At 62.3% G+C, this 9,840-nt stretch carries 9 protein-coding genes and 3 tRNA genes; 8 read left to right on the forward strand and 4 right to left on the reverse strand.

Translation table 11 applies throughout. The features are described 5' to 3' along the window. Positions 1-44 precede the first annotated feature (44 nt). Both ACTHL0_RS08575 and ACTHL0_RS08580 read left to right on the forward strand, forming a co-directional pair. Positions 45-121: transfer RNA gene (locus ACTHL0_RS08575), tRNA-Arg, on the forward strand. Positions 122-189: 68 nt separating this feature from the next. After that, positions 190-266: transfer RNA gene (locus tag ACTHL0_RS08580), tRNA-Arg, on the forward strand. 213 nt (positions 267-479) lie between these two features. Here the strand turns inward: ACTHL0_RS08580 and ACTHL0_RS08585 are convergent. The 4 genes from ACTHL0_RS08585 to ACTHL0_RS08600 all read right to left on the reverse strand — a co-directional run bounded on the left by ACTHL0_RS08585 (position 480) and on the right by ACTHL0_RS08600 (position 4,848). Continuing rightward, positions 480-2,873: a RelA/SpoT family protein gene (locus tag ACTHL0_RS08585; protein WP_440566305.1), complete on the reverse strand. Its 2,394-nt coding sequence runs from the start codon at positions 2,871-2,873 to the stop codon at positions 480-482. Positions 2,874-2,968: 95 nt separating this feature from the next. After that, positions 2,969-3,172, reverse strand: coding sequence for a DNA-directed RNA polymerase subunit omega (gene rpoZ, locus ACTHL0_RS08590; protein WP_027817423.1), 204 nt, complete (start codon positions 3,170-3,172; stop codon positions 2,969-2,971). 60 nt (positions 3,173-3,232) lie between these two features. Beyond that, a complete protein-coding gene (gmk, locus tag ACTHL0_RS08595; RefSeq protein ID WP_440566306.1) occupies positions 3,233-3,916 on the reverse strand; it encodes a guanylate kinase in 684 nt (227 codons plus the stop codon). Positions 3,917-3,924: 8 nt separating this feature from the next. Then, positions 3,925-4,848, reverse strand: a complete 924-nt coding sequence (locus ACTHL0_RS08600) for a YicC/YloC family endoribonuclease (RefSeq protein ID WP_440566307.1) — start codon at positions 4,846-4,848, stop codon at positions 3,925-3,927. Positions 4,849-5,066: 218 nt separating this feature from the next. Here ACTHL0_RS08600 and rph point away from each other — a divergent pair, with 218 nt between their 5' ends. The 6 genes from rph (at position 5,067) to ACTHL0_RS08630 (ending at position 9,581) form a co-directional block, all read left to right on the forward strand. After that, the gene (rph, locus tag ACTHL0_RS08605; protein ID WP_440566312.1) at positions 5,067-5,843 is read left to right on the forward strand and encodes a ribonuclease PH; all 777 of its coding nucleotides are present in this window, start codon (positions 5,067-5,069) and stop codon (positions 5,841-5,843) included. After that, the gene (gene rdgB / locus ACTHL0_RS08610) at positions 5,836-6,513 is read left to right on the forward strand and encodes an RdgB/HAM1 family non-canonical purine NTP pyrophosphatase (RefSeq protein ID WP_440566308.1); all 678 of its coding nucleotides are present in this window, start codon (positions 5,836-5,838) and stop codon (positions 6,511-6,513) included. Before rph ends, rdgB begins: the two co-directional genes overlap by 8 nt. Then, positions 6,510-7,715, forward strand: a complete 1,206-nt coding sequence (hemW, locus tag ACTHL0_RS08615) for a radical SAM family heme chaperone HemW (protein WP_440566309.1) — start codon at positions 6,510-6,512, stop codon at positions 7,713-7,715. Before rdgB ends, hemW begins: the two co-directional genes overlap by 4 nt. 70 nt (positions 7,716-7,785) lie before the next feature. After that, positions 7,786-7,875, forward strand: a tRNA-Ser gene (locus tag ACTHL0_RS08620). Between the two features lie 268 nt (positions 7,876-8,143). After that, positions 8,144-8,737: a thiamine phosphate synthase gene (locus tag ACTHL0_RS08625; protein WP_440566310.1), complete on the forward strand. Its 594-nt coding sequence runs from the start codon at positions 8,144-8,146 to the stop codon at positions 8,735-8,737. A gap of 184 nt (positions 8,738-8,921) precedes the next feature. Then, complete coding sequence (locus ACTHL0_RS08630; RefSeq protein WP_440566311.1) at positions 8,922-9,581, forward strand: UdgX family uracil-DNA binding protein; 660 nt, start codon at positions 8,922-8,924, stop codon at positions 9,579-9,581. The last annotated feature ends 259 nt before the right edge of the window (positions 9,582-9,840 follow it).

A 9,840-nucleotide genomic window follows, 5' to 3' on the forward strand; every position in this document is an offset into this window, starting at 1 on the left:
GTCTTCCCTTTTCTCGGAACTTTGCTATAATTTCGCTTCTGCGTGCGGCTGTAGCTCAGTTGGATAGAGTACTTGGCTACGAACCAAGGGGTCGTGGGTTCGAATCCTGCCAGCCGCGCCACTCTTTCAAGAGCCTTCTTCACCGAAGGCTCTTTTGTTTCACCGAAGTCCGGTTTTGCGTTTTAGCGTGCGGCTGTAGCTCAGTTGGATAGAGTACTTGGCTACGAACCAAGGGGTCGTGGGTTCGAATCCTGCCAGCCGCGCCACCTATGAAGGGCCTTCCAGTCGGAAGGCCCTTTGTTTTTTTGCGCTCGCAGAAGTAAGACGCAACCGCTGCTCCCCTCCCTGCGCTTGCGAACACGCTGCAGGGGCTGTTTCGCCCCTGCCAAACCATCCATGCTGCGTCCACGTTGCGTCCATGTCGAGATACACGGCGCATCGATCGAGCCCGACCTGCCGGACGACGGGCCCCGCAACGCTCAATAATCGCCGCGCTCGCGCTCGATGCGCATCCCGCCGTCATGGCGGTGATGACCATCCTCGCTCGGACGCTCACGGACGATCCGCATCACGTCGGGATTCGTTCTCACGCGGCGCATGACGTTAGCCAGATGCACCCGGTCGCTCACCTGAATGACGAATCGCAAGACCGTCGATTCTTGTGACAAATCCTCGTCCATGGCGATATGCACGATGTTCGCGTCGGCTGAGGTGATATCGGCGGCCACCCGCGCGAACACGCCCTTCACATTGCGTACGAGCACCTTGACGGCGACGTCGAACAACCGGCCGGGCTGCGGCGCCCAGGCCACGTCGATCCAACGCCCCGGGTCGCGCCGGTGGATACGCTGCGCGACACGGCAATCGGTCGTATGAATCGCCATCCCGAGCCCGATACCGATGTAGCCCATGATGTCGTCACCGGGAATCGGCCGGCAGCAGGCGGACAACTGCACCGACATGCCTTCCGTTCCCGTAATGACGACGGGCGGCGCATGAGGCGCCGAGGACCCGGCGCCCCCTTCCGTTCGGCCGTGGTCGTCGTCCCCATCGCGCCCGCTGACCAGCACTTCGATGCGTTTAGCCATGACGGCGGCCACGCGCCGGCCAAGCCCGATGTCGGCGAAAATCTCCTGCCGATTCTTGTTGCCCGTCCATTGCACGAGCCTGTCCCAGACGTCCGGCTCGATCTCGGCAAGCGCGAGCCCGTACCCTTTCAAGCTTTGATCGACAAGCCGCTCCCCGAGCTGAACCGATTCGTTCAGCCGCATCGTCTTCAGGTAATGGCGAATCGCGGAGCGGGCCTTGCCCGTGCGGACGAAACCGAGCCAGGCAGGGTTCGGCTTCGAGTACGGCGCCGTAATCACTTCGACGATATCGCCGCTCTTGAGCTCGGTGCGCAACGGCAGCAATTCGTTGTTGATCTTCACCGCGACGCATTGATTGCCGAGATCGCTGTGAATCGAGTACGCGAAATCGAGCGCCGTTGACCCGCGGGGGAGCGCCATGATCTTCGACTTCGGCGTGAAGACGTAAACCGCATCCGGGAACAGATCGATCTTGACGTGCTCGAGGAACTCGCTCGAATCACCGGCTTCGCTCTGGATGTCGAGTAGCGATTTGAGCCATTGATGCGCGCGCTTTTGCACATCGTTCAGATCCGCACCGCCATTCTTGTAGAGCCAGTGCGCCGCCACGCCAGCCTCGGCGATCTCGTGCATCTTGCGCGTGCGCACCTGAAACTCGATCGGCGCACCGAACGGACCGACGAGCGTCGTATGCAGCGATTGATAGCCGTTGACCTTCGGGATCGCGATGTAATCCTTGAACTTGCCCGGCACCGGTTTGTACAGCGCGTGCAACACGCCGATGCAGGTGTAGCATTCGAGCGCACTGCCTACCACGACGCGAAAACCATACACGTCCAGCACTTGCGAGAACGACAACTGCTTGTCGCGCATCTTCTTGTAGATGCTGAAAATCGTCTTCTCGCGGCCCGTGACTTCGGCTTCGATCTGGGCGTCGGCAATCGCGCGCTGCACCGATTCCAAAATCTTGCTGACCACTTCGCGCCGATTGCCGCGCGCTGCCTTCACGGCTTTTTCGAGTGTGGCGTAGCGATGCGGATTGAAATTCGCGAAGCTCAGGTCCTGCAGCTCGCGATAGGTATTATTCAGACCAAGACGGTGGGCGATCGGCGCATAAATGTCGAGCGTCTCCCGCGCCACGCGGCGGCGCTTCTCCGCCGGCACTGCGCCCAGCGTGCGCATGTTGTGCAGCCGATCGGCGAGCTTCACGAGGATGACGCGCACATCGCGCGCCATCGCGAGCAGCATCTTGCGGAAGTTTTCCGCCTGCGCTTCCTCGCGGTTGCGAAACTCCATCTTGTCGAGCTTCGACAAACCGTCGACGAGTTCCGCCACCTTCGGGCCGAACCGTTCTGCCAATTCCGTCTTGGTGACGCCCTGGTCTTCCATGACGTCGTGCAGCAACGCGGCCATGATCGACTGCGCGTCGAGCTTCCAACCCGCGCAGGTTTCCGCGACGGCAACCGGGTGGGTGATGTAGGGCTCGCCGCTATGGCGATATTGGCCGAGGTGCGCTTCGTCGCCGAAATGGAACGCGGCCTTGACCTCTTTGATTTCTTCGACGCTCAGATAGCCGGCCAGCATCGACGTGAGTTTCGCAATCGAAACGACGTCGTGGCGACGGGGCTGCTCTGGTGTGGCGGTGGGCCCGAACAGATGGCGAAACGATTGTTCGAGAACCGCGTCGATGTACTTGCGCGCGGGGCCGGGCGCTTCGACGTCATGCTCGTGCTCGAGGTGCGCGGCATCGGTGGAAGCGGAGGCGGACGATGGGGTAGCGCTCATTTTCGCCTCCGTGTATCGATCGCTATGCGGGCTATGCGCGAACTGGCATGGCTTGGGACGGCGCCAGACGCACAGCGCCTGGCGCGTCGGACACTTTAGACGGGGACCTTCTTCAGCATCTCGAGACCGACTTGGCCGGAAGCGATCTCACGCAGCGCAACCACGGTGGGTTTGTCGCGGCTCTCGATCTTCGGCGTGTGGCCTTGCGCGAGCTGACGTGCACGGTACGTCGCGGCGAGCGCCAGCTCGAAACGATTCGGGATTTGCTTCAGGCAGTCTTCGACGGTAATGCGGGCCATGTTTCGAAATTCCTTCTCAATATGTTGCTCATTCTACCTTATGTGCGCAAGCACCCGTCTTTACTCGGCGTGCGGCAGATGGATGCCGAGCTCGATGAAAAGCTCGGCATGGCGCGCGTATTGCGAGGCAAAGCGCAAACGCGTCGCATCGACCACGCACTGCAGTTCCGACAGCGCGCGTTCGAAGTGCTCGTTGATGATGACGTACTCGGATTCGGCCGCATGCGCGATCTCGCTGCCGGCCGCGAGCAGCCTGCGCGTGATGACGTTCGGTTCGTCCTGCCCGCGCTTTTTCAAGCGCTCTTCCAACGCCGCGAGCGACGGCGGCAGAATGAAAATCTCCACCGCATTGCGAAAGCGCTTCTTCACTTGCTGCGCGCCTTGCCAGTCGATTTCGAGCAGCACGTCGTGACCGTTCTTCATCTGCTGCTCGATCCACAGACGCGAGGTGGCGTAGTAATTGCCGTGCACTTCCGCGCTTTCGAGGAATTCGCCGTGATTGTGACGTTCGAGGAAATCGTCGACGGTCGTGAAGTGGTAGTGCTGCCCGTCCTGCTCGCCCGGCCGCGGCTTGCGGGTCGTGTACGAAATCGACAAGCGGATCGCCGGATCGCGCGCGAGCAGTGCGTTGACGAGCGTCGATTTGCCCGCGCCCGAGGGCGCAACCACCATGAACAGGTTGCCGGGATAAGCGCCGGCGTAAGGGTTGCGCAGCGCGTTCGATTCGTTCGTGGATTCGGTCATGGTCCCTCTTACTCCAGGTTCTGCACTTGCTCGCGCATTTGCTCGATGAGCAGCTTGAGCGTCATCGACGCATCGGCGAGTTCCTTGGCCGCCGCCTTCGAGCCGAGCGTGTTCGCTTCGCGATTGAGTTCTTGCATCATGAAATCGAGGCGCTTGCCGACCTTGCCGCCCTTCTCGATCACATGACGCGTTTCGTTCAGGTGCGCGGTGAGCCGCGACAGCTCTTCGGCGATGTCGATGCGGATGCCGTACATCGTCACTTCCTGGCGAATGCGTTCGGCGATCTCCTCGCGCGAGACGATGGTCGCGGCGGCGTCGGGTGCGGCGATACCGAGCGCTTCCTGCAGCCGCTCGACGATCTTTTGCTGATGCTTCGCGATGAGCTCGGGCACGAGCGGCGTGATGCGCGCGACGATGGCTTCCATTTCCGTCACGTTGTTCAGCAGCATCGTCGCCAGCTGAGCGCCCTCGCGCGCGCGCACTTCGACGAGTTCCGCAATGGCCTGCTTGCCGCATGCGAGCACCGCATCGCGCAACGTGTCCGGCGAAACGTTCGTTTCGGCCAGCACGCCCGGCCAGCGCAGGATCTCGCCGGTACGCATGCGCTCGCTCCCGGGGAACGCTTCGAGTACCGCGCGTTCGAGCACGGCCAGCTGTTCGAGGGCATCGCGATTGAGCGAGCCCGCCGTTGCCGTTTGCTCGCTGCGCTGGAAGTTCACGCGAATGTCGACCTTGCCGCGCGACAGCTTCGTCATCAACATCTCGCGCAGCGTCGGCTCGCAGGTGCGCGCCTCTTCGGGCATACGGAAGTTCAGGTCGAGAAAACGCGAATTCACGGTGCGCAGTTCGACCGATACGCTCATGGCTCCGGTGCCGCCTGCGGCCGCGAGTTCGCGCGTCGCGCTCGCGTAGCCTGTCATGCTGTAAATCATCGTCCGTCTCGCGATTGTGGCCGTCACCGGCCGGTTATTCGAGCCGCCTTCCCGCGTCGACCCGGCGCGAAAGCGTTGAACCGGCATTATCCCATTTTTGCCGGGCACACCTGCCGCGGGGGCACGGCACCCGGCACGACGCATGCGTAGCGTTGGGAGCGGTAAAATTGCGCTTTCCTCTCTTTCCACGCGGCGTCACGCCGCTTCTTGCGCCCACCATGCCCGATACCGTTCAACGCCCTAGCGGCCGCGCCGCCGACGTACTGCGCGACGTTCGCATCACACGCCACTACACGAAGCATGCCGAAGGGTCTGTGCTCGTCGAGTTCGGCGATACGAAAGTCATCTGCACGGCGAGCATCGCCGAGCGAGTGCCCGAGTTCCTGCGCGAGCGTAACCAAGGGTGGCTGACGGCCGAATACGGCATGCTGCCGCGGGCAACGCATACGCGCAGCGATCGCGAAGCGGCGCGCGGCAAGCAAACGGGCCGCACCCAGGAAATTCAGCGGCTGATCGGCCGTGCGCGGCGCGCGGTGTTCGATCTCCAGCAACTGGGGCCGCGCACGCTGCACATCGATTGCGACGTGATTCAGGCGGATGGTGGCACACGTACCGCGAGCATCACGGGCGCATTCGTCGCCGCCCACGACGCCGTCTCCAAACTGATCGCCGCGGGCAAGATCGCCAAGTCGCCGATCACCGATTACGTCGCGGCGATTTCGGTTGGCGTCTATGAAGGCATGCCCGTCCTCGATCTCGATTACGACGAGGATTCACGCTGCGACACCGACATGAACGTCGTCATGACGGGTGAAGGCGGCTTCGTCGAGGTGCAAGGCACCGCCGAAGGCGTGCCGTTCTCGCGCAACGAAATGAACGCATTGCTCGACCTCGCGCAGCAGGGCATTCGCACGCTCGTCGACAAACAAAAGGCAGCGCTGCAAGGCGACAGTCACGGGCAGCAAACGGTTGCGCCGGGAGTACACGATGAGTGAGTCCGCCGGCACGCGCACGGGCGGTGCGGCTGTCACGCACGTACGCAACGATGCGTCCGGTGCGACGGCACTGGCGCGCGTCGTGCTGGCCTCGAACAATGCCGGCAAATTGCGCGAGTTCGACGCCATGCTCGGCGCGGCAGGCATTGAACTCATTCCTCAAGGCGAACTCGGTGTCCCCGAAGCGGAGGAGCCACACGTCACGTTCGTCGAAAACGCGCTCGCCAAGGCCCGCCATGCAGCACGTCTGACCGGCTTGCCCGCGCTGGCCGACGATTCGGGCTTGTGCGTGCGCGCACTGGGCGGCGAGCCGGGCGTGTATTCCGCGCGCTACGCGCAACGCGCCGGTGGAGAGAAGAGCGACGCGGCGAACAACGCCCACCTCGTCGAACGCTTGCACGCGCAGGCCGATCGGCGCGGCTACTACTGCTGCGTGCTGGTGCTTGTCCGGCATGAAAACGATCCGGAGCCGCTGATTGCCGAGGGGCGCTGGCATGGAGAAATCCTGCAGGCGCCCCGCGGAGAGAACGGGTTCGGCTACGATCCGTACTTCTTCCTGCCGGACTTGAACGCGACTGCCGCGCAGCTCGAGCCCGCGGTGAAGAACGCACGCAGCCATCGCGCCGTCGCGCTGGCTGCATTGCTGGCGCGGCTTAAGGAGGAACGATGATCGGCACTCGCGCGGGCGTCGTGCAGGCGTTCACCGCCCCCGGCGCCATCCGGCTCACTTCGCTGCCGCCGCTTGCGCTATACGTCCATTTCCCATGGTGCGTGCGCAAGTGTCCGTATTGCGATTTCAACTCGCACGAATGGAAGGGCGAGCGATTTCCTGAAAACGATTACCTCGATGCACTGCGCGCCGATCTCGAGCAAGCCTTGCCGCTCGTTTGGGGGCGGCAGGTGCATACGGTCTTCATCGGCGGCGGCACGCCGAGCTTGCTGTCCGCGAAGGGGCTGGACCGCCTGCTGTCGGACGTGCGCGCGCTGCTGCCGCTCGATGCCGACGCTGAAATCACGATGGAGGCCAATCCAGGCACTTTCGAAGCCGAGAAATTCGCGCAATTTCGTGCGAGCGGCGTGAACCGTCTCTCGGTCGGCATCCAGAGCTTTGATGAAGCGCATTTGAAGGCGCTGGGGCGCATTCATGACGCGCTCGATGCGCGCCGCGCCGTCGAGATCGCCGCGCGGCACTTCGACAACTTCAACCTCGATTTGATGTTCGCCCTGCCCCAGCAAACATTGGACGAATGCCGAGCCGATATCGAGACGGCTCTCTCGTTCGCGCCGCCTCATTTGTCGCTGTATCACCTGACGCTCGAGCCGAACACGATGTTCGCGAAGTTTCCGCCGGCACTGCCGGACGACGACGCATCGGCCGATATGCAGGAGTGGATTCACGAGCGCACGGCGGGGGCCGGCTACGGGCGGTATGAAGTCTCCGCCTATGCGAAGCCGAATCATCAGTGCAAACACAATCTGAACTACTGGCGCTTCGGCGATTACCTCGGCATTGGCGCAGGCGCGCATTCGAAACTGTCATTCGCGCATCGGATCGTACGGCAGGCGCGCTACAAGCATCCGGCGACATTTATGGAGCAAGCGCGCGCGGGGGCACCGATTCAGGAAGAGCATGAAGTATCGGCGCACGATCTTCCGTTCGAGTTCATGCTCAATGCGCTGCGCCTGGTCGAAGGATTTCCTGTGCACCGGTTTATCGAGCGCACGGGGTTGTCGATGACGTCGATCGAACCGGCTTTGCAGGAGGCCGAGCGGCGAGGGTTGATCGAGCGCACGCATGAAAAGATTGCGCCGACTGTACTGGGGCAGCGGTTCTTGAACGATCTGCAGGCGCTGTTCCTGAACGAACGCTAGGCGCGATCGACGAAACGACGCGCGCGCGGATGGCAGCCGTGCCTCGTTTCGGGTTACAATCGCGCCTCTCGGAGGGCTGGCAGAGCGGTTGAATGCACCGGTCTTGAAAACCGGCAAGGCTTTACGGCCTTCGTGGGTTCGAATCCCACGCCCTCCGCCAGGACACCAATGAATACGGGCCTCTCGGCCCGTTTTTCGTCTCTACCCACCCAAGAACCCGTCAATCGCGCGGGCACGCAACGAAAGGCTTGATACGCGTTGCAACGCGCCAAGCACGGAACCCAACCGCGCTCCAAACCCCAACGCCCCACGACTGGGAAGCCACCCTTCGAAACGGTTTCTTGTCCGAATTGCGCGGGGCACGCTTACCCACTCTTCACGAGGTATGTCATCCTCGCTTCCGTATCGGTTGCCACGGAATAATGTCGATGACTCGCTCGCCCAATCTCCCACACACCTATCTGGTCACGCCGGAACCGCAGGCCGATGCGCCTTTCAGTGCTTTTATCGCACGCTTGGAGCGCGCCTTGGAAGCCGGTGTCCGATTGGTGCAGCTGCGCGCCAAAACGCTGAGTGCGCCGGATTATGAGCGCTTGGCCGAAGAGGCGCTCGCCTGCTGCCGGCGCCATGACGCGCGATTGCTGTTGAACGCACCGGCTGATGTAGTGCACTCGGCGCAAGCCGATGGCATCCACCTCACCAGCACCCGGCTGATGGAAAGTACCTCACGGCCATTACCGGCGGAATGGTTGGTATCCGCTGCATGCCACGATGCGGCTCAAGTGCGGCATGCGAACGAAATAGGCGTCGATCTGCTCACGATTTCGCCTGTGCTGCCGACCGCCACTCACACGACTGCGCAGCCGTTGGGGTGGCAGCGGTTTCGCGAACTCGTGGCGTTAACCGATATTCCCGTTTATGCGTTGGGTGGAATGACCCTGGATACACTGCCGCAGGCGTATGACGCAGGCGCCTATGGCATCGCGGCGATTCGCGCGCTTTGGGGCGGGGCCGGCGAATGACCGCGATCGCAGCACGGCTTACGCCGCTATCGAGCGGTGTTTACCAACTGACCAGGATGCGATGAGGGGGATTGCCTGCAACTGCGCATAGGGCGTCCATGGCACAGACGATGCTGGATCCGATGGCTTCCTTATGGCGTCGCAGAGGAATGCGGCGAGAGGAACCACACATCGAACCTTGACTATGACTACCCGACGTTCATCGGCACCGGAATCTGCTGGCCGCGCCGACTTCGATCCGGCGCAGGAGCCGCGCACGCTTGACGAGTGCCGACGTTGCCCGCTTTGGCGGGACGCGACGCAGGGCGTGCCGGGTGCCGGTCCGGCGCATGCGCCGATCATGATGGTTGGCGAGCAGCCTGGCGATAATGAAGATCGGGCGGGCCAACCATTCGTAGGGCCGGCGGGGCGTCTGCTTGACGACGCGTTGCGCGAAGCGGGTGTGACGCGCAGTGCCGTGTTTGTGACGAATGCGGTGAAGCATTTCAAATGGGAGCCGCGCGGCAAGCGCCGGATGCACAAGACGCCGGCACAACGGGAAGTGGACGCGTGCCATTACTGGCTGGAGCGCGAATTGGTGCGGGTATCGCCGAGCGTGGTGGTCGCATTGGGATCGACAGCGCTGAAAGCATTGCTTGAGGATGCGCATGTGCGATTACAGGATCACTTTGGCAAGACGACGCGCCATGGTGGCCGAACGATCCTGGCGACATGGCATCCGTCTTATGCGCTGCGGGCACCCGACCCTGAAACCCGGGAACGTGCGTATGCCGACATTGTGCGTACGCTTGCCCACGCCAAACGAATCGTGGGGGGACGGAAGACGGCCGAGGAGAATGACTGAGTCGTAACAGTCCTGCTGAAGTTCATGGCGCGCCCTGCCCGCTTTGTCATCTTTGTCATTTCGCGGCTATCGCGCGCTGTGTTTCATCGAAACCCCGTGCCGCCTCCGCAACGTCTTCGCACTTCGAACCCCAAACGACTACTACGGCCTACTACGGCCTGGCAGTCACTGCGAGCGCGTGGGTAAAACAACCTTTGCTGTCCGCCCAAGGACGCGCCTTTCTTTTGGTTACTTTTCTTTGGAAGTGCAAAGAAAAGTG

Origin of the sequence: Trinickia sp. (genome assembly GCF_051961175.1) — a bacterium.
Classification (GTDB): Bacteria; Pseudomonadota; Gammaproteobacteria; order Burkholderiales; family Burkholderiaceae; genus Trinickia.